Source organism: Promicromonospora xylanilytica (genome assembly GCF_054782895.1).
The window spans coordinates 158,901-178,203 of the sequence record NZ_BAAGRP010000011.1 but is presented as its reverse complement, the minus strand read 5'-3'; the positions used below and the strand labels follow the sequence as shown (position 1 = coordinate 178,203).

Genomic DNA, 19,303 nt, shown 5'->3' with positions numbered 1-19,303 from the left:
CGCGGTGAGTTCGGTCGGATGCACGGGCTCCGGGCGTGAGTTCGGTCGGATGCACCCGCTCTGAGCGTGAGTTCGGTCGGATGCACCCGCTCTGAGCGTGAGTTCGGTCGGATGGGATGAGATCGGTCAATCAACCGACCGATCTCGTACCATCCGACCGAACTCACGGCAGCAAGCCACCATCGGACCGATCTCACGGATGCCTGCCGCCGGGCGACCGAACTCACCTGCGCCATCTTTCGCCGAGCTGAGCTGACAGCCGTCGACCCCGCACCAACACCCCCTTGACCCTCCCGCCGGACAGAGATACATTCCGGACGTCAGACATCTGACATCTTCTGTCCAGTTCGGCACCGTCGCCGCGCTCCGCCACCTCTCGCGGCCGGCCGCCGTGCCGAACGACACCTCCACCGGAAGGAACGGCATGAACGGACACCTCCGCAGGCCGGCGTCCCGCGTCGCGGTCACGGCGGGAGCACTCGCTCTCCTGCTCGGCATCAGCGGCACTGCCACGGCGGCCACGCAGCACACGGCACCCTCGCGCCACACGACACCTGCTCACCACTCGACGGCCGCGCCCGACTACGACGTCGCGCCGCCCGCCGGCGGGCCCGGCACCTACGCCGAGCAGCAGCTCGCGACCAACGGCGAGGGCGGTTTTCCCAACTACCGGATCCCCGCGCTGACGGTGACGAACAGCGGTGACGTCCTCGCCTCCTACGACGGGCGCCCCACCGCCGCCGACTCCCCCGGGCCCAACTCGATCCTCCAGCGCCGCTCCACGGACAACGGCGCGACGTGGGGCCCGCAGGAGGTCGTCGCGGCGGGCAAGACCACGGCGCCGATCGAGGGCTACTCCGACCCGAGCTACATCGTCGACCGCGAGACCGGCGACATCTTCAACTTCCACGTGAAGTCCTACGACGCGGGCTTCGGCAGCTCGCGGCCGGGCGTCGACCCTGCCGACCGCGGCGTGATCCAGGCGGACGTCTCCACGTCCACCGACGACGGGCGCACCTGGACCCACCGCACCATCACCGCCGACGTCACGGCCGACCTCGACTGGCGCTCCCGGTTCGCCGCGTCCGGCCAGGGCATCCAGCTCAAGTACGGCAAGTACGCGGGCCGCCTGATCCAGCAGTACACGATCATCAACGGCTCGGGCACGTTCCAGGCGGTGTCGGTGTACTCCGACGACCACGGCAAGACCTGGCAGGTCGGCGAGCCGGTCGGCACCGGCATGGACGAGAACAAGACGGTCGAGCTGTCCGACGGGCGCGTCATGCTCAACTCGCGTGACTCCGCCCGTTCGGGCTACCGCAAGGTCGCCTACTCCGCCGACGGCGGGGTGTCCTACGGCCGCGTGACGATCGACCGGGAGCTGCCCGACCCGACGAACAACGCCGCGATCGTCCGCGCCTACCCCAACGCCCCGCGGGGGTCGGCGGAGGCCAAGGTGCTCCTGTTCTCCAACGCGGGCTCCACGTCGTCGCGCAGCAACGGCACCGTACGGATCAGCTACGACGACGGCAGGACCTGGCCCGAGTCCCGCGTGTTCCAGCCGGGCGGCATGGCCTACTCGACGCTGGCCACGCTGCCCGACGGCAAGGTCGGCCTGCTCTACGAGCCCGACTCGGGCTACGGCGGCATCCGGTTCGCCACGTTCGACCTCGACTGGCTCCTGAACGGCTGAGCCAGCATCACTGCCCGGCTCGGCCTCCGGGACGGAGGTCGAGCCGGCGCAGCAGCTGGGCGTTGAGCGCCACCACGACCGTCGAGAGCGACATGAGCACCGCGCCCACGGACATCGGCAGCACGAATCCGACCGGAGCCAGGACGCCCGCGGCGAGCGGCACCGAGATCAGGTTGTACCCGGCGGCCCACCACAGGTTCTGCTTCATCTTGCGGTAGCTGGCCCGCGACAGCTCGATCACCGAAAGGACCGACCTCGGGTCGTCGCTGGCGAGGATCACCCCGGCGGACGCGATGGCCACGTCGGTGCCGGCACCGATCGCGATGCCGACGTCCGCCTGCGCCAGGGCCGGGGCGTCGTTGACGCCGTCGCCCACCATCGCGACCTTGCGGCCCTCCCTCTGGAGCTGCTGGACCTTGGCGGACTTGTCCTCCGGCCGGACGCCGGCGAAGTAGCGGTCGACGCCCAGCTCGTCGGCGACGGACCGGGCGACCGCCTCGGCGTCACCCGTGATCATGACCACCTGCACGCCCCGGTCGTGCAGCGCCCGGACGGCGTCCGCGGACTCCGCGCGCACCTCGTCCGCGAGCTTGATCCCGCCGATCACCGTCCCGTCCCGCAGGACGTGCAGGATGATCGCGCCGTCCCCGCGCCAGGCGTCGGCCACCGGAAGCTCGGCCTGCTCGCTCTCCTCGAGCAGGCGCGGCCCGCCCACGCGGACCTCGTGCCCGTCGACGGTCGCCGTGACCCCCACTGCGGGCGACGACGAGAAGCCGGAGGCTCGCGGGACCGGGAGGCCCCGGTCCTGGGCCGCACGCACGATCGCCCTGGCCAGGGGGTGCTCGCTGTCCGACTCCGCTGCGGCCGCGAGCGCCAGCAGCGTGTCGTTGTCGAGGTCGCCGGCCGGCTGCGTATCGGCGACGGTGGGCTCGCCCTTGGTGAGGGTGCCGGTCTTGTCGAACAGCACGGTGTCGACGGTGCGCATGCTCTCCAGCGCGAGCCGGTCCTTGACGAGCACGCCGCCGCGGGCGGCCCGCTCGGTGGCGATCGAGACGACGAGCGGGATGGCGAGCCCGAGGGCGTGGGGGCAGGCGATCACGAGGACGGTGACGGTGCGCACGACCGCGTCGTCCGGCAGGCCGGCGAGAGACCAGACCACGGCCGTCACGGCGGCGGCGCCCAGGGCGAACCAGAACAGCCACCCGGCCGCGACGTCGGCCAGGCGCTGCGCGCGTGACGACGAGCCCTGCGCCTCGGTGACCAGGCGCTGGATGCCGGCCAGCGCCGTGTCGTCACCGGTGGCCGTCACCTCGACCCGGAGGCCGGAGTCGGTGGCTACCGTACCGGCCGTCACCAGGTCGCCGTGGCCGCGCGAGACGGTCCGCGACTCGCCCGTCACCATGGACTCGTCCATCTCGGCCTGGCCTTCGGCGACGCGGCCGTCGGCGGGGATGCTGCCGCCCGGCCGCACGACGACGACGTCGCCGACCACCAGGTCGGCGGGCGATACGGTGACGATCTGGTCGCCGTCGACACGTTCGGCCTGGTCCGGCAGGAGGGCCGCCAGGGAGTCGAGGGCCGACGTCGTCTGCGCGAGCGACCGCATCTCGATCCAGTGGCCGAGCAGCATGATCACGATCAGGAGCGCCAGCTCCCACCAGAAGTCGAGCTGGTGATCCAGCAGGCCGAGGCTCGCGCCGAGCGAGGCGATGAACGCGACGGTGATCGCGAGCCCGATCAGCAGCATCATCCCCGGGCGTCGCGACCGGAGCTCGCCGACCGCCCCCGTGAGGAACGGCGACCCGCCCCACACGTACATGACGGCACCGAGCACGGGTGCGACCGCGTTCGCCCAGGTCGCGTCGGGCAGCCGGTAGCCGAGGAGCATCGCGAACATGTCCGAGAAGGTGACGACCGGAACGGCCAGGACGAGCATGATCCAGAACAGCCGCCGGAACTGGCCCACGTGGTCGCCGTGCCCGGCGTGCCCGCCGTGGTGCTCGTGATGCGGCGCGTGCTCGTCGTGCGCCTCGTGCGTGGCCTCGTGCTGACGACCGTGCTCGTGGTGCGGCACGGAACCAACCGCCACACGCTGCTCGGTGTGACGACCGTGTGACTCGTTCATGGAATCGCTCCTGGCTCGGCAACACTCAGGAACTTATACCCCCCTAGGGTATGAGGTCAAGGCTGATCGATGTGGTCGGTAGAACGTCAGAAGGTCGGCAACCCGGGTTGCCGACCTTCTGACGTTCTACCGATCATGCGTTGGAGTGCCGCGCTCAGGAGCGGACGAGCCGCGCTATCGCGTCGGAGGCCTCCTTGACCTTCGCGTCGGCGTCCGGCCCGCCCATCCGGGCGGCGTCCACCACGCAGTGCTTGAGGTGGTCGTCGAGCAGGCCCAGCGCCACGCTCTCCAGCGCCTTGGTCAGGGCCGACACCTGCGTGAGGATGTCGATGCAGTACTGCTCCTCGTCGACCATCCGGTGGATCCCGCGCGCCTGCCCCTCGATGCGCTTGAGCCGGGCGAGGTAGTTGGCCTTGTCGGTGATGTACCCATGGGTGGCGTGTGCGTCACCCTCCCCGGTCGCGTCGAGGGCGCCAGGGGATCCTGTCTCGGTCATGGTCCCCATGGTGTCACCTCAGGTCAGACCGCTGCCGCGTACTTCGCGGGGTCGGCGTCGAACGGTGTCTCGCACCCCGCGCAGCAGAACCAGTAACGCTCGCCCTCGTAGTCGCGGAACAGCCCCTTGGCCTCGGCGTCGGCCTTCACGACCGTGCTGCCACGCATCACGGGGCACTCGGCGAGGTCCTCGGGCGCGTGCCCGGACAGGTCACCCCCGTGGTGACAGCTTTCGCTCGCGGCATCGTGGTGGTCATGGTCGTGTCCCATGGTGGGTCCTCTCCGTTGATGGTGATCGTGTTGTCGGTGGATCTGTCAGCGCCCGGCGAACGTGCGCAGGCGCAGGCTGTTGCCGACGACGAAGACGCTGGAGAACGCCATCGCCGCACCGGCGAGCATCGGGTTGAGCAGTCCGAGCGCGGCCAGCGGGATCGCCGCCACGTTGTACCCGAAAGCCCAGAACAGATTGGTCTTGATCGTGCGGAGGGTGCGACGGGAGAGCCGGATCGCGTCGGCCGCCGAGCTGAGGTCGCCGCGCACGAGCGTGATGTCGGCCGCCTCGATCGCCGCGTCGGTGCCGGTGCCCATCGCGAGGCCCAGGTCGGCCTGCGCGAGTGCGGGGGCGTCGTTCACGCCGTCCCCGACCATCGCGACGACCTTGCCCTCCGCCTGCAGCTTCGCGACGACGTCCGCCTTGTCCTGCGGCATCACCTCCGCGATGACCTGCGTGATGCCCACCTCCGCGGCGACCTGCTCGGCCACCGCGCGGTTGTCACCCGTGAGCAGCACCGGAGTAAGACCGAGGGCGGAGAGGCGCGCGACGGCGTCCGCACTGGTCGCCTTGACCTGGTCGGCGACGACGAGGAGGCCGCGGGCCTGGCCGTCCCAGCCGACCGCCACCGCGGTCTTGCCCTCACCCTCAGCCTGAGCCTTGGACTGCGCCAGGTGTGCCGGCAGGTGCTGCGACCAGTCGGCGAGCAGGGCCTCCCTGCCGACGACGACGGCGTGCCCGTCGACGACCCCCTGCACGCCCAGCCCCTGGACGTTCTCGAAGGACTCGGGGGCCGGCAGGTTCCCGACCTGCTGTGTGGCGCCCTTGGCGATCGCCTGCGCGACGGGATGCTCGGAGGCGTCCTCCAGGGCGCCGGCGAGCCGGAGCAGCTCCTCGCGGCTGGTGCCCGCGTCGGTCACCACGTCGAGGAGGGTCATCCTGCCCGTGGTCACGGTGCCGGTCTTGTCCAGCACGACGGTGTCCACCCTGCGGGTCGACTCGAGCACCTCCGGACCCTTGATCAGGATGCCGAGCTGGGCGCCGCGCCCCGTGCCGACCAGGAGGGCCGTGGGGGTCGCCAGCCCGAGCGCGCAGGGGCAGGCGATGATCAGCACCGCGACGGCCGCGGTCAGCGCGGCGGTCGCCGGGAAACCGCCGCCGAGCCAGACGCCGAGCGTGGCGACGGCTATCGCGATGACGACCGGCACGAAGATGCCGGAGACCCGGTCGGCGAGGCGCTGGACCTCGGCCTTGCCCGACTGCGCGTCCTCGACGAGCTGCGCGATCCGTGCCAGCTGGGTGTCCGAGCCGACCTGCGTGGCACGGACGACCAGCCGGCCGCCCGAGTTCACGGTCGCCCCGGCCACGGCGTCGCCGGCGGCGACCTCGACCGGCACCGACTCCCCCGTCAGCATCGACGCGTCGACGGCGGACGAGCCCGTGACGACGACGCCGTCGGTGGCGATCTTCTCGCCCGGGCGCACCACGAACTCGTCGCCGACGGCGAGGTGCTCGACCGGGATGCGGGTCTCGACGCCCCCGCGCAGCACGGCGACGTCCTTCGCCCCGAGCTCCAGCAGCGCACGCAGGGCCGCGCCGGCCTGGCGCTTGGACCGCTTCTCGAAGTACCGCCCGGCGAGCACGAACATCGTGACGCCCGCCGCGACCTCGAGATAGATGTTCGCGGCGCCGTCCGACGGCGCGATGGTCAGCTCGAACCCGTGCGTCATGCCGGGCGTACCGGCGGTGCCGAGGAACAGCGCGTACAGGGACCAGAGGAAGGCCGCCGAGACGCCGAGGGAGATGAGGGTGTCCATCGTGGCCGCGCCGTGCCGCAGGTTGGTCCACGCGGCCTGGTGGAACGGCCAGGCGCCCCAGACAATCACCGGGGCCGCGAGCGTGAGCGAGGCCCACTGCCAGAAGGGGAACTGCCACGCGGGCACCATCGCCAGGACGATCACCGGCACGGCGAGCACGATCGAGGTGATCAGCCGGTTCCGCAGCGACAGCAGCTCAGCGTCCCGCGCGTCGACGGCGGTGCCGCCCGCGGGGGCGTCCTTCGGCGCCGGGAGCGCCGCGGTGTAGCCGGTCTTCTCCACCTCCGCGACGACGACGCCCAGGTCGTACCCCGCCGGCGCCGTGACCTTCGCCTTCTCCGTGGCGTAGTTGACGGTCGCGGTCACGCCGTCGAGCCGGTTGAGCTTCTTCTCGATCCGCATGGCGCAGGACGCGCAGGTCATCCCGCCGATCTCGAGGTCGACGGTCGTGCCCTGCGGGTCCGTCCGGGATGTGGTGTCGGACATCATTCCCTCCCTGTCGCGTCCACGACGAAGTGCGCCGTGCGCACCACCCCGTCGATCTTGAAGTCCAGGTACAGCAGGTAGCGGCCCGGCGTGGGGGCCTCCGTCACGAACCTGACGTCGGGTCCGGACACCGCGCCGGGGGCCGGTTCATCGCCCTCCGGGTGCACGTGCAGGTACGCCAGGTCGCCGTCGCGCAGCGCGACGAGGTGCCCGTAGGCACCGAGGTACGGCTCCAGCGCGGTGACGGGCTCACCGTCCTTCGTGAGCGTCACGGTGAGCGCGGATTCGCTGTTCACCCCGAGGTCTCCGTCGAGCCTGGCCGTGTACCCGTCGACGGTGTCGCTCGTGGAGACCGCGGCGGACCGCTCAGGCGAGGTGCGCCCGCCGACGTCGACCGTACGGCCGAGCGTGACGTTCTCGCCCGTGGCCTCCGGGACGAAGTCCGTGAGCACGCGGTAGCTGCCGGCCGCCTCCCACGCCCACGGGATCGACCAGACACCGTCGGCCGACATCTCCGGGTGCACGTGGCGGAACATCTGCCCGTCGGTGCGCACCACGACGAGGTGCAGCTCCTTGTCGTGCTCGGTCTCGAACGCGGTCACGGCGTCGCCGTCGGCCGTGGTGACCGAGAACGAGAGCGTCCCCTCCTCGCCGGCCCTGCCCGGCGCGCTGACCGGGCTCAGGAGCAGGCCGTCCTGCTCGAGGGAGAGCCCGCGCACCGGCGTGGCGTCGCCGTCGCCGACATGCTCGCCCATGTCCGCCGCGCCCGCCTCCGCCGTCGTGGACCAGGCAGCCACGGACGCCTTCGGCACGACCAGGCCCGCCACGGTGAACGCCGCGACGAACAGGGCGACCAGGCCCGCCCCGTAGAGGCCGAGGCGCTGGGGCGCGTTCACGAGACGCGCTCCGCCTCGTACCCGGCCTCGTCGACGGCGGCCAGGACCGCGGCGTCGTCCGGCGCCGCCGTGCTCGTGACGACGAGCCTGCCGGTCGCCGCGCTGACGTCGACGTGCTCGACCCCAGGGAGCCCGCCCACCTCGCCACGCACCGCCGTCTCGCAGTGCCCGCAGGTCATTCCGGTCACCTGGTACTCGCTGGTGGTCGCCATGGTCTCGCCCTTTCGATGGTTGATACCCCTAGGGGGTAGTGGTACGCCGTCACCATATACCCCCCTGGTGTATCCGCGTCAAGACATGGCTGCGCCACGGCGGGGCGATCGATAAGGTCGCGCGCATGGATCTCATCGTGACGGCGGCCGTCGTCATCCTGCTGTTCAGCACCATCACCGTGACCGGCAACCTGCGCTCGACGGGGCGGAACGTGGAACGGGTCGAGCGCAAGCTCGACCTCGTCATCAAGCACCTCGGCATCGAGGGGCCTGCCGCTGAAGGGATCCCGCAGGAGATGGTGGCCGAGATCGACCGGTGTATCTGGTCCGACCGGCGGATCGAGGCGATCAAGCTCTACCGCGAGGCGACCGGTCACGGCCTCGTCGAGGCCAAGGAATGGGTCGACCGGCGCGCGGCGTCGTTCTGAGCCCGCGCGCCGGTCCCCGGCCGATCCCGTCGACCGCGCCCTACCGCACTCCCGCCCCGGTCAGCTCCCCCGGGGCGTCCGCCGCACGAGCCGCACGCCGCGAGACGCGCCGGCCCGAGCGCCGCTCGAACAGCGTGTAGATCACCGGCACCACGTACAGCGTGAGCAGCGTGGAGGACACGAGCCCGCCGATCACCACCAGGGCCAGTGGCTGCGAGATGAACGCCCCACCGCCCGTCAGACCGAACGCCATGGGCGTCAGGGCGAGGATCGTCGCGGCCGCCGTCATGACGATGGGCCGCAGCCGCTGCCGCGCACCCTCCCTGACCGCCTCGTCCAGCGGCCGGCCCTCGGCCCGGTACTGGTTGATCAGGTCGATCAGCACGATCGCGTTCGACACCACGATGCCCACCAGCATCAGCGCACCGATCAGCGCGGCGACGTCGAGCGGTGTGCCGGTCAGCAGCAGTGCGCCGAGCGCGCCGGTGGCCGCGAACGGCACCGAGACCAGCAGGATCAGCGGCTGCCCGATGCTCCGGAACGTCGCCACCATCACCAGGTAGACGATGAGGATGGCAGCCAGCAGCGCCAGACCCAGGTCCGCGAACGCGTCGGCCTGGTCGGACGCCACACCGCCGATCGTCACCTCGGCACCGCTCGGCAGGTCGAGGCCGTCGACCTCCTCCGTCAGGGCCACCGTCAGCGCGCCGAGGTCCTGCCCGGCCGGAGTCACCGCGACCGTGGCACTGCGCTCGCCGTCCACCCGCGTGACCGCCGCGGGCGCCGCGACCGTCTCGACCGTCACGAGGTCACTCAGCGGGACCACACCCGCCGCCGTCGGCACCTCGACCTTCTCGATCTCGGCCGTGGTCTCCGGCAGGTCACCTGCCACCACCACGTCCAGCGACGACCCGTCCAGGTCCATCGTCCCGACGCTCGCCTCGTTCATCGCGCCCGCCAGCAGACCGGAGACCGTCGACTCCGTGAGCCCGGCCTCCGCCGCGGCGTCCCGGTCCACCGTCACCTGCACGCTCGACTGCTCGGCCGCGAGGTTGTTCGTCACGCCCTCGACACCGTCCAGGCCCGTGACCGTCTCCTCGACGGCGCTCGCGGCGTCGGCCAGACCCGTGGCGTCGGGTGCCGTGACCACCAGGTCGACGGTGGTGCTGGCGAACCCGCTGTCGCCGGCGGCGACGGTGACCTCACCGTCGAGCGCGGCTGCGCCGATCGCGTCGCTCACGTCGTCCTGCACGGCCTCGCCGTCGGCATCCTCGTCCAGCGTCATCGCGAACGACGCGCTGCTCCCGCCACCACCCATGCCGAACGCGGCGGCCATCCCGTCGCCGGACCCGACGGTGGTCTGCACCGTCTCGACGCCGTCGACGCCGGCGAGCACGTCCTCGACCTCCCGGGCCGCGTCGTCCTGGGCGGCCAGCGACGTGCCCGGCTCGAACTCCTGCGTCACCGACAGCGTGTCCTGGCCCGCCGCCCCGATGAAGTTGGTCTCCATGCGGGGCACCAGCGCGACCGTACCGGCGAGCAGCGCGACCGCGACCCCCAGGGTCACGGCCGGACGGCGCAGCGCGGCGGACAGCGACGGCACGTACGCGCGCTGCCAGATGCCACGGCGCTCCTTGAGCTCGGCGGCCTCGCGCAGGGCGGCGCCGCCGTCGGCCGAGACCGGGACCTTGATGAACCAGTAGGCCAGGACCGGCACGACGACCAGCGCCACGACCAGGGAGGCGCCCATCGCGATGGCCACGGTGACGGCGAACGGCTGGAAGAGCTCGCCCGCCATACCGCCCACGAGCGCGATCGGGGCGAACACCGCGACCGTGCAGATGGTCGACGCGGTGATGGCCGTTCCCACCTCGCGGACCGCGGTGACGATCCCCCGCACCCGGTCCTCGCCGTACGACAGGTGCCGCTTGATGTTCTCGATCACCACGATCGAGTCGTCCACGATGCGCCCGATCGAGATGGTCATGGCCGCGAGCGTGAGGATGTTCAGGGTGTAGCCCGTCAGGTTCATGACCGCGAACGTCACCGCGAGCGACAGCGGGATGGAGATCGCCGAGACGAGAGTGGCCCGCAGGGACGCCAGGAACACCAGGATCACCAGCACCGCGAAGAGCAGGCCGAGGCCGCCCTCCGTCGTCAGACCCTCGATCGACTCCTCGATGAACGGCGCCTGGTCGAACGTGACGGCCGTGGTGACGCCGGCGTCGGCCAGCTCGTCCTCGGCGCCGTCCAGCACGTCGTGCACGGCGTGGGACACGTCCACCGTGTTGCCGTCCGGCGTCTTGGTCAGGGCGATCGCGAGCGACGGCTCGCCGTCGAGGCGCGAGTACGAGGTGGGTGCCACGTCCTGCACGCTCACGTCGGCGACGTCGCCCAGGTGGATGACGGCGGGCGGGCCCGGGGCGGCGTCGGGGGACGTGGGGGCGCCGGGGAGCGCGGGGGCGCCGGGCGCCTGCGCTGCGTCAGGCGCGGCGGGCGCGGTCGGAGCGCCCGCCGCGGGCAGGATCGGCAGGTTCTCGAGCTCCTTGACGGAGTCGACCGAGGTACCGACCTGGACGCTGTTCGTCTCTCCGCCCTGCGTGACCGCGCCCACCGGCATGACGGTCCCGTTCTCCTGCAGCACCGACGAGAGCTGCGCGGTGGTCAGGCCGGCCGCGGCGAGCTTCTCGTCGTCCGGGTCGATCACGACCTGCTGCTCCGTGGCGCCGGTCACCGTGACGTCCCGGACCTCGGTGATCCCTGTCAGCCCGGGGACCAGCACGGAGTCGACGGCGTCGGACAGCTCCTTCTCGCTGCCGTCACCCGAGACCGCGAGCTGCACGACCGGCAGGTCGTCGAGCGAACCGGCCATCACCTCGGGCTCGACATCCGCGGGCAAGCCCTGGAGCCCGCCGAGCGCCGAGGCCACCTCCTGCTCGATCGCGTCGATGTCGGTGCCGTACTCGAGCTCCACGGTCGTCACCGAGATGCCCGTCGAGACGGTCGAGCTCACACCGGTCACGCCGTCGATCCCCTGGACCGCCGTCTCGACGGGTTCGGTGACCCGGTCCGCGACGATCTCCGGTGCGGTACCGGGATAGCCGGCAGTGACCGCGAGCATGGGCACGTTGATCGACGGGATGAGTTCCTGACGGAGCTGCCCCATGCTGAAGACGCCGACGAGAAAGACGGCGATCGTCGCGAGTGCGACGAGCGCACGGTTCGCGAGCGACATTCGGGCAAGATGAAACACACTGCCTCCAGATCTGGGGGTTCTCCGGGCCCACGACTCCTTCGGCGCAGTATTTTGCCTAACGCAAAGGATCGTGACCGAGTTCCCGCCCGGCAGCGACGATTCGGGTGCGGATTCCGGGGGTGAAAATCCCGGCTAGGGTCAGGCCGTGACCGACCAGACCCGCGACCAGCTCATCGCCGAGCTCGCCACGCTGCACCGCCGGCTCGGCGAGGAGTTCTTCGCCACGCGACTGCGCCCTCTGCTGGAGACCGACCTCACGGTGCAGCAGCTCCGGGCACTGGCGCTGGTCCAGGTGGACCGGGAGTCGACACCGCAGCGTCTGGCCGAGGCGCTCGGCGTCTCCGCCGCCACGGTCTCCGGGATCCTCGACCGGCTGACCGCCGCCGGCATGACCGTGCGCACCCCCGACCCGACCGACGGGCGGGTGCGCCGCGTGACCAGCACACCGAAGGGCGCCGAGGCGATCCGCCGTCTCGTCGCGCACGACGAGGATCTTCCGCCCGACCTGCTCGCTCTGCTCGACGTCGAGGACCTGCGCGCGCTCACACGCGGGACCCGTGCCCTCCTGGAGGCGGCACGCAGGACGCAGTCCTGACACTCTGCTCGGGGTGCCCCGCTGACACCACGGCCTGCCCCTGCTCTCCACCGCGAGCGCCCGTACGCTGACCACCGTGCAGGACACTTCGTCAGCTCCCGAGCCGTTCACCTCACGGACCGCCCCCGAGGCGATCGAGGACCTCCGCACCCGGCTACGGATGACCCGCTGGCCCGACGCCCCCGAGGACGCCGGCTGGTCGCTGGGCACCGACCTCGACTACCTCCGCGAGCTGGTCGCGTACTGGGCGGACGGCTTCGACTGGCCCACCCAGGAGGCCGCGCTCGCCCGGCTCCCGCGCTTTCGTGCCCGGGTCGGCGGGCTGGGAATCCACTTCGTGCACGCCCGCGCGGTCGCACCGGCCGGACCGGTGCTGCCGCTGGTCCTCAGTCATGGCTGGCCCGACTCCTTCTGGCGGTACTCGAAGGCCGTGCCCCTCCTGACCGATCCGGGTGCGCACGGCGCCGACCCGGCCGACGCCTTCGACGTCGTCGTCCCGGACCTGCCCGGCTTCGGGTACTCGGACCGGCCGACCGGGGCACCGCTGAGCTCCGTCGGGGTCGCGGGGCTGTGGGCGGAGCTCATGGGGACGCTCGGGTACGAGCGGTTCGGCGCCTCGGGCGGCGACATGGGCAGCCACGTGAGCCGGTACCTCGCGCTCGACCACCCCGACCGGGTCGTCGCCGTGCACCGCACGGACGGCGGTCTGCCCGTGTTCGCCGGGGACCCCGCGACCCTCACGCCCGAGGAACGCGCCTGGTTCGCCGAGGCCGCCACCTGGACCGCGGCCGAGGGTGCCTACGGCGCGATGCACCGCACCAAGCCCCAGACCGCCGCCGCCGCGCTCAACGACTCCCCCGCCGGCCTGGCCGCCTGGATCGTCGAGAAGCTCCACGGGTGGAGCGACGGCGGGGTCGAGCGCGCGTACACGCGGGACGAGGTCCTCACGCTCCTGTCGATCTACTGGTTCACCGGGACGATCGGCTCGTCGATGCGCATGTACCACGCGAACTCGGCGATCCCCGCGCAGCAGCTCACGCGCCGGGTCGAGGTGCCGTCCGGGTTCTCGCTGTTCCGCGGCGACATCGTCCGTCCGCCGCGTGCCTGGCTCGAGCGCACGGCCAACACGGTGCGGGTGACCGAACCCGAGCGCGGCGGGCACTTCGCGCCGTTCGAGGAGCCGGAGCTCTACGCGCGGGAGCTGCGCGACTTCTTCCGGCCGTACCGCGCCGTGCCGCGCTAGGGCGAGGCGGCGTGCGGCCGTCGCGTGGGACGAGGGCAGTGGGCCGCGCGCTCCGGCGTCACGGCGTCACGGCGTCACGGCGTCACGGCGTCACGGCGTCACGGCGTCACGGCGTCACGGCGTCACGGCGTCACGGCGTCACGGGCACGATGTCAGAAGGGCGGCTCGTCGGAGACACGCGGTGGTTGCGGGCCTGGAGTCGGCGGCTTTCTCAGTGAGGGCTGCCCCAGGCGTGCTCGGGTGTCCTCGGCGAGGCTGGTGATGTCGTCGCTGACCTGCCCGACCTGTGTCGTGGCCGGCCGGGTGTAGTGGTGTCCGGTTGGTGCGGTCCAGGTGGTGGTGCCGGTGGTTGGGTCGCGTACGGGGGTCCAGCCGTGGTGGGTCTTGGCGAGGTGGTGTGCGCGGCACAGGGGTTGCAGGTTGGTCGCGCGGGTCTGCCCGGGTGTGCCGGGTGGTTCCGTCGCGGGGTCGGGGTCGTGGTCGTGGTCGAAGGGTGTGATGTGGTCGAGGTCGGCCCACCGTGCGGGCCGGTCGCACTGCAGGAAGGCGCAGGTCTGGTCTCGGGCGATGACTGCTTGGCGCAGGATCTTGCCTGGTTGGTAGGTGGTGGTGGAGTAGTCGGTCAGGATCCCGGTGATCGGGTCGGTGACCAGTCGTTGCCAGGTCGCGTCGGTCGCGATCCGGGCGGCGACGTCGGCCGGGATCGGCCCGTAGCCGTCCAGGTGGCCGGGGACGTTGTCCAGTCCCAGGAGAGTCGTGGCCGCGATGGTGATGCGGATGTGTGGCTTGACCGGGATGACGCGCACGCTGGCTGCGTCGCAGGTGCACCCACCGCAGGTGCAGCCCGACGCGGGCACGGTCGTGCGCGGCAGCACGGAACCCGCCAGCACGGAACCCGCCGGCACGGGACCCTCTGGTGCGGGACCCGCCGGTGTAGTACCCGCCGGTGTGGGGTCTTTCGGTGGGGGTCCGCAGGGTGCCTGGGGTGGGACGACGAGGCGGCCGGTCGTGATCGCGACCAGGGCGTCGGCCCGTGCCTGGGCCAGGGTCCTGGTCGCTCCGGGTGCACGGCGCAGGGTGTGCGCGGCCTGCTCGATGGCGTCCCAGACGGCAGTGGCGTCGGTGGCGGGAAGGTTCGCGCTGATCCAGGCCATCGTGTTGTCGGCGGGGTCCAGGAAGACGGCGCGCCGGGTCATGGCGTGCTTGGTCACCGTGGTCCGGCCGTGCAGGGCGTTCGCGTAGGCGTTCATCGCGTCGCGTAACCATCGGCGGGTGTGGTCCGGTGCTTGGGGCAGGTACCGTGTGATGGCGGCATCGCGTTCCTCGATCGTGAGGGGGTTGCCGCTACGGAGCAGGATGTCGGCCTTGGCGGTGTCGATGAGGCCCTGGTGCAGCGCGGTCAGGACCTGGGGGTGCTCGGCCAGGCCCGCACCGCGGGCCAGATGCTTGTTCGCCTCGCCCTGCGGCACGCGGAGCCGGGCACTGATCTCCGCGGCCGCCGCGTTGTGCTCCTTCGTCCAGCCACGACGCCGGGTGATCTCGGCCAGGGCCCGGGACTGCATCGCCGTGGCCCAGGAGACCACGTCCTGCCACCGCGCAGCCACGTCCAGCAGCGTGCCGTCCCCGAGATCAGCGACCTCCAGCTCCGCCAACGTGCCAACCAGCCCCGCACCAACGGGCAACGCACCCAGCTCGGCAGGATCGGTACGACCATGGCCGAGCCAGGTGACCGTCGCCGCGGGCAGGGCGCCATCCCCGTCGAGAGCCATCGCTCCCCAGTTCAGGACGGGGCCCACGGACACGGTGCGCGAACCGGTCGGCGGCGCCGCCGGGAACCCCGTGATCAGGGACCGCTCCGCGACGCTGGCCAGGCTCGTGTTGCTTGCAGCCCGCACCGTCGACCCGTCCATACCGATCCCCTTTCGACTCGATCAGCCGTTCATCATTGTCATCGCGTCGAATATACGTTCGAATCGGGTGCACCGCATCCCCAGATCCGAAGATGTGGACAACCGAGACTCAGAGTCGCACGCGGCCGCACACGCCACGGGCCACCGTCACCGTCTCCATCACCATCGACCCTACGCAGCCCCACTGACACCCCGCGTGTCAGTGTCGCCTGCCAGACTGCTCACGCCGGCGCCACAACGCTCGGCGCCATCCGTTTCACCACGACAAGGAGCCGGTCATGCAGAGACGGACGCTGGGATCCGGGACGAGCAGCCTCGAGGTCTCCGCCATCGGGCTGGGCTGCATGGGCATGAGCCAGAGCTACGGCCCCAACCCGGGCACGCGCGACGAGATGATCGCCGTGCTGCGCGGGGCCGTCGATCGTGGCATCACGCTCTTCGACACGGCCGAGGTCTACGGCCCGTTCGTCAACGAGGAGCTCGTCGGTGAGGCGCTCGCCCCCGTGCGTGAGCAGGTGGTCATCGCGACGAAGTTCGGCTTCGCGATCGACGACGCGGGCCGGAGCGTGGGGACCGACAGCCGCCCCGAGCACATCAGGCAGGTGGCCGACGCCGCACTGCGCCGCCTCGGCACGGACGTGATCGACCTCTTCTACCAGCACCGTGTCGACCCTCAGGTGCCGATCGAGGATGTCGCCGGCACGGTCGCCGAACTCATCCAGGCGGGCAAGGTACGCCGCTTCGGGCTGTCCGAGGCGGGTGCCGACACCATCCGCCGTGCGCACGCCGTCCAGCCCGTGACGGCGCTGCAGAGCGAGTACTCCCTGTGGACCCGTGACCCCGAGCCGGAGATCCTGCCGACGCTCGAGGAGCTCGGTATCGGGTTCGTACCGTTCAGCCCTCTCGGTCGGGGCTTCCTCACGGGTGCGCTCGACACCGCGCTCGAGGACGACGACATGCGGACCGGCCTGCCTCGCTTCAGCGCGGAGAATCGCGAGGCCAACCTGGCCTTCGTCGAGCTGCTCCGCACGGTCGCCGAGCGCAAGGGGTGCACGACGGCGCAGGTGGCGCTCGCCTGGCTGCTCGCGCAGCGGCCGTGGATCGTCCCGATCCCGGGAACCCGCAGGACCAGCCGCCTCGAGGAGAACATCGGTGCCGCCGACCTCGAGCTGACCACCGCGGACCTGGACGAGATCGTGGCCGGCGCCGAGCGGATCCAGGTCAGCGGCGAGCGCTACACCGAGGCGATGCTCCGCATGACGGGTCTGTAGGCACCCCGGACGGCTGGGAGGAGCCGCGCGTCACCAGGCCACCGACTCTCCGCGCGCGGCGACCGTCCGCGGCACGCCCCAGGGGTTGTCGTCCCGCAAGGGCGGGGGCAGCAGCTCCTGCGGGGCGTCCTGGAACGCGACCCCGCGCAGGAACCGGCCGATCGCGGCGGTGCCGACGGAGGTCGCGTCGGTGGTCGTCGCGGGCCACGGGCCACCGTGCTGCATCGCGGGCGTGACGGCGACGCCCGTGGGCCAGCCGCCGAGCAGCACGCGGCCCGCGTGGCGGGCCAGCCGGGTCACGAGCGCGCCCTGCTCACCAGCCGTCTCACCGGTCCCCAGGTGCAGGGTCACCGTCAGGTTCCCGGGGAACAGCTCGGCCACCACTGCCCCCAGATCTGCCCCTGCCGGGTACTCCACGACCACGGAGAACGGCCCGAACACCTCGTCCAGCAGCGTGGCCCCGGCGTTCCGCAGCAGGTCGAGCGGCACGGCGACGAACGTCGGCGTCACCCAGGCCTGTCCCTCGCCGTCGCGCCGGGACCCGCCGGCGTGGACCACCCGCACGCCGTCGACGTCCAGCACCTGCGCGACCCGCCGCTCGTAGCCGTCCGCGATCGGCGGGCTGAGCAGCCGGTGCTCCGGCACCTCCGACGCGGCGGCGACCACGACGTCGTCGTACGGGGTGCCCTCCGGGACCAGCAGGAAGCCCGGCTTGGTGCAGAGCTGGCCTGCGGAACCGGACACGCTGGCCACGTAGCCGGCGAGCAGCTCCCCCGCCCGTTCGCGCAGCGCCTGCCCGGAGACGAGCACGGGGTTCACGGAGCCCAGCTCGCCGAAGAACGGGATCGGCTCGGGCCGCGCGGCCGCCCGGGCGGCGAGGAACTGCCCCACGCGCTGGGACCCGGTGAACGCCACGGCCCGGACCGCGGGGTGCTCCAGGAGCGCCACGCCGGCGTCCTGCGAGGTGACGAGCTGCAGCGTCGAGGTGGGCAGCCCTGCCTCGACCAGCGCGGCCGAGACCAGCTCGGCGACCCGCTCGGACAGTCGTGGGTGCCCCGGGTGCGGCTTGACGATCACCGGGCAGCCCGCCGCGAGCGCCGCGGCCGTGTCCCCGCCGGCCACGGAGAACGCGAACGGGAAGTTGCCGGCGGCGAAGTTCAGCACGGGGCCGACGGGCCAGAGGGCACGGCGCAGGTCCGGGCGGGCGCCGAGGACGAAGCCGGGGTCGGCCTCGTCGAGCCGGACGTCGAGGTAGGCGCCGTCGGCGGCGACGTGCGCGAACAGCCGCAGCTGCACCTGTGTGCGCGTGAGCTCGCCGCGCAGGCGCGCTTCGGCGAGCCCGGTCTCCGCCTGGGCCGTCGTGACCAGCTCGTCCGCGTGGCCGGCGAGGGCGGCGACGGCACGCCGCAGGGCCTCGGAGCGCAGTCCGGGGGCGGTCTGGCAGAGCTGGTCGAAGGCGTCGGTGGCCCGGCGGGCGACGTCGTCGACCGTGCGGTCGAGGTCAGGTGCCGCGGTGGCGGTCATGGATCGGCTCCTCAGCAGATGGCGGGTGCGATGGTCGGCGTCGTGCGGGCGGTGGGCGGGCTCAGAAGACGAACCCCGTGGGGAACGGGTCGCTCGGGTCGAGCAGGTAGTTGGCCGTGCCGGTCACCCAGGCCCGTCCCGTGATGGTCGGTACGACGGCGGGCACGTCGCCCACGGTGGTCTCGGCGACCAGCCGGCCGACGAACCGGCTGCCGATGAACGACTCGTTGACGAAGTCGGTGTCCAGGGCCAGCTCGCCGCGGGCCCAGAGCTCGGCCATGCGGGCCGATGTGCCGGTGCCGCAGGGCGACCGGTCGAACCAGCCGGGCCGGATGGCCATCGCGTGGCGGGAGTGCCGGGCGTCGGAGCCGGGCGCGATCAGCTCGACGTGGTGGCAGCCCTCGACGCCGTCGAGAGCCGGATGCTTCGGCATCGCCGTCTCGTTGATCGCGTCCATGACGGACAGCCCGGCGGCCAGCAGGTCCTGCTGGCGGGCCCGGTCGAAGGGCAGCTTCAGGTCGTCGAGGTCGACGAGCGCGTAGAAGTTGCCGCCGAACGCCATCGAGTAGGGCACGGTCCCGTAGCCGGGTACCTCGACGACCCGGTCGAGCGCCGTCACGAAGCTGGGCACGTTCTCGATGGTCACGGCGTCCGCATGGCCGTCGCTGACCGCGACCTGCGCGACGACCACGCCGGCGGGCGTGTCGAGCCGGATCTCGGTGACCGGCTCGACCACGTCGACCATCCCCGTCTCGACGAGCACCGTGGCCACGCCGATGGTGCCGTGCCCGCACATGGGCAGGCAGCCGGACACCTCGATGTAGACGACGCCCCAGTCGCAGTCGGTCCGTGTCGGCGGCTGCAGGATGGCGCCGCTCATGGCGGCGTGCCCGCGCGGCTCGTTCATCAGGAAGAGCCGCAGCTCGTCCAGGTGCTCCATGAAGTAGAGCCGCTTGTCGTTCATCGTGTCGCCGGGGATCGGCCCGACGCCGCCCGTGACGACGCGCGTCGGCATGCCCTCGGTGTGCGAGTCGACGGCGGTGATCGTCCTGCTCGAACGCATGGTGTCTCCCTGGTACCC

Annotated in this window: 15 protein-coding genes; 5 read left to right on the top strand and 10 right to left on the bottom strand. The window is 71.9% G+C overall.

The features are described from left to right. The first annotated feature begins 424 nt into the window (after positions 1 to 424). Positions 425 to 1,693 carry a sialidase family protein gene (locus ACYVK7_RS13085; protein ID WP_460888153.1) on the top strand — a complete coding sequence of 423 codons (1,269 nt, stop codon included), beginning with the start codon at positions 425 to 427 and terminating at the stop codon, positions 1,691 to 1,693. 7 nt (positions 1,694 to 1,700) lie between these two features. Here ACYVK7_RS13085 and ACYVK7_RS13080 read toward each other — a convergent pair whose 3' ends face one another. The 6 genes from ACYVK7_RS13080 to ACYVK7_RS13055 form a co-directional block, all read right to left on the bottom strand. Beyond that, complete coding sequence (locus ACYVK7_RS13080; protein WP_460888152.1) at positions 1,701 to 3,818, bottom strand: heavy metal translocating P-type ATPase; 2,118 nt, start codon at positions 3,816 to 3,818, stop codon at positions 1,701 to 1,703. A gap of 154 nt (positions 3,819 to 3,972) precedes the next feature. Then, entirely contained in the window at positions 3,973 to 4,314 is a 342-nt protein-coding gene (locus ACYVK7_RS13075; RefSeq protein WP_460888151.1) for a metal-sensitive transcriptional regulator, read from the bottom strand. A gap of 23 nt (positions 4,315 to 4,337) precedes the next feature. Then, positions 4,338 to 4,583, bottom strand: coding sequence for a YHS domain-containing protein (locus ACYVK7_RS13070; RefSeq protein ID WP_460888150.1), 246 nt, complete (start codon positions 4,581 to 4,583; stop codon positions 4,338 to 4,340). Between the two features lie 45 nt (positions 4,584 to 4,628). Then, on the bottom strand, positions 4,629 to 6,887 hold the full coding sequence (locus ACYVK7_RS13065; protein WP_460888149.1) for a heavy metal translocating P-type ATPase: 2,259 nt from the start codon (positions 6,885 to 6,887) through the stop codon (positions 4,629 to 4,631). Then, on the bottom strand, positions 6,887 to 7,783 hold the full coding sequence (locus ACYVK7_RS13060) for a heavy-metal-associated domain-containing protein (RefSeq protein ID WP_460888148.1): 897 nt from the start codon (positions 7,781 to 7,783) through the stop codon (positions 6,887 to 6,889). The genes ACYVK7_RS13065 and ACYVK7_RS13060 overlap by 1 nt, the downstream gene beginning before the upstream one ends. Then, on the bottom strand, positions 7,780 to 7,995 hold the full coding sequence (locus tag ACYVK7_RS13055; RefSeq protein ID WP_460888147.1) for a heavy-metal-associated domain-containing protein: 216 nt from the start codon (positions 7,993 to 7,995) through the stop codon (positions 7,780 to 7,782). Before ACYVK7_RS13055 ends, ACYVK7_RS13060 begins: the two co-directional genes overlap by 4 nt. Positions 7,996 to 8,120: 125 nt before the next feature. On the opposite strand from ACYVK7_RS13055, the gene ACYVK7_RS13050 reads away from it, so the two are divergent. Further along, positions 8,121 to 8,423: a hypothetical protein gene (locus ACYVK7_RS13050; RefSeq protein WP_460888146.1), complete on the top strand. Its 303-nt coding sequence runs from the start codon at positions 8,121 to 8,123 to the stop codon at positions 8,421 to 8,423. Positions 8,424 to 8,463: 40 nt separating this feature from the next. Here ACYVK7_RS13050 and ACYVK7_RS13045 read toward each other — a convergent pair whose 3' ends face one another. Further along, on the bottom strand, positions 8,464 to 11,658 hold the full coding sequence (locus tag ACYVK7_RS13045; protein ID WP_460888145.1) for an efflux RND transporter permease subunit: 3,195 nt from the start codon (positions 11,656 to 11,658) through the stop codon (positions 8,464 to 8,466). 166 nt (positions 11,659 to 11,824) lie between these two features. Here ACYVK7_RS13045 and ACYVK7_RS13040 point away from each other — a divergent pair, with 166 nt between their 5' ends. Together ACYVK7_RS13040 and ACYVK7_RS13035 are read left to right on the top strand one after the other, a co-directional pair. Next, positions 11,825 to 12,274, top strand: coding sequence for a MarR family winged helix-turn-helix transcriptional regulator (locus tag ACYVK7_RS13040; protein ID WP_460888144.1), 450 nt, complete (start codon positions 11,825 to 11,827; stop codon positions 12,272 to 12,274). A gap of 76 nt (positions 12,275 to 12,350) precedes the next feature. Continuing rightward, positions 12,351 to 13,517, top strand: coding sequence for an epoxide hydrolase family protein (locus tag ACYVK7_RS13035; RefSeq protein ID WP_460888143.1), 1,167 nt, complete (start codon positions 12,351 to 12,353; stop codon positions 13,515 to 13,517). Between the two features lie 152 nt (positions 13,518 to 13,669). On the opposite strand, the gene ACYVK7_RS13030 is transcribed toward ACYVK7_RS13035, so the two are convergent. Further along, positions 13,670 to 15,427, bottom strand: coding sequence for an HNH endonuclease (locus tag ACYVK7_RS13030; RefSeq protein WP_460888142.1), 1,758 nt, complete (start codon positions 15,425 to 15,427; stop codon positions 13,670 to 13,672). 278 nt (positions 15,428 to 15,705) lie between these two features. Between ACYVK7_RS13030 and ACYVK7_RS13025 the strand changes: the two genes are divergently transcribed. Beyond that, entirely contained in the window at positions 15,706 to 16,698 is a 993-nt protein-coding gene (locus ACYVK7_RS13025; protein ID WP_460888141.1) for an aldo/keto reductase, read from the top strand. Positions 16,699 to 16,728: 30 nt separating this feature from the next. On the opposite strand, the gene ACYVK7_RS13020 is transcribed toward ACYVK7_RS13025, so the two are convergent. Continuing rightward, on the bottom strand, positions 16,729 to 18,222 hold the full coding sequence (locus ACYVK7_RS13020) for an aldehyde dehydrogenase family protein (RefSeq protein ID WP_460888140.1): 1,494 nt from the start codon (positions 18,220 to 18,222) through the stop codon (positions 16,729 to 16,731). A gap of 61 nt (positions 18,223 to 18,283) precedes the next feature. Continuing rightward, complete coding sequence (locus ACYVK7_RS13015; RefSeq protein WP_460888139.1) at positions 18,284 to 19,285, bottom strand: proline racemase family protein; 1,002 nt, start codon at positions 19,283 to 19,285, stop codon at positions 18,284 to 18,286. Positions 19,286 to 19,303: the final 18 nt, after the last annotated feature.